The sequence below is a fragment of the Gordonibacter pamelaeae 7-10-1-b genome (assembly GCF_000210055.1).
GTDB classification, from domain to species: Bacteria; Actinomycetota; Coriobacteriia; order Coriobacteriales; family Eggerthellaceae; genus Gordonibacter; species Gordonibacter pamelaeae.
In genome coordinates this window covers 622,063-622,728 of sequence record NC_021021.1, presented here as the reverse complement: position 1 = coordinate 622,728, position 666 = coordinate 622,063, and the positions used below count along the sequence as shown (strand labels likewise).

1 protein-coding gene is annotated in these 666 nt (G+C 70.7%); it reads left to right on the top strand.

The genetic code is table 11. The features are described from left to right. Positions 1-257: 257 nt before the first annotated feature. A partial coding sequence (locus GPA_RS02960; protein ID WP_041238892.1) for a ribulose-phosphate 3-epimerase occupies positions 258-666 on the top strand: 409 nt, incomplete at its 3' end.

Here is a 666-nt window from a genome sequence, read left to right as displayed (position 1 = left end):
CTGTCCCGGCGCATGCAGTCGGCTTCGCGGGTTTCCGGGTGCGCCGGGCCGGCCCGCGCCGGCCGCATCCCTCCGGCCGGCTGGTTCAGGGGGACGGCATGTTGGGAGGGCGGGAGGGAACGCTCTGCGGGAGCGCGGCGTGCCGCCCACGTGTGGTTTTCTTCGCGTACCCCGGGCCGGGCATGCGGCGGCGCGGGGCGTTGCGCTAGAATGGGGGACGGTCAAAGAGCCCGCAACGCCCGGATAAGGAGTCCCTCATGTTCGAACCGGTGAAGATCGCACCGTCCATCCTGTCGGCCGACTTCATGAACCTCGGGCGCGACATCGCCCTCATCGAGGAGGCGGGTGCGGGATACGTGCACGTCGACGTCATGGACGGGCACTTCGTGCCGAACCTCACCATGGGCGTGCCGATAGTGAGGCAGTTGAAGAAGGCCACGGCGCTGCCGCTCGACGTGCACCTCATGATAGACAACCCGCTGGAGCAGCTGCCGTGGTTCCTCGACGCGGGCGCCGACCTCGTCACCGTGCATGCCGAGGTCCTGGACGCCGACGGGCTCGCCCGCGCCGTGGCCTCCATCCATGCGGCCGGGGCCAAGGCGGCCGTCAGCCTCAAGCCGCGCACGGCGCCCGGCGTGCTGGCGCCCGTCGTCGCCGACTTGGACA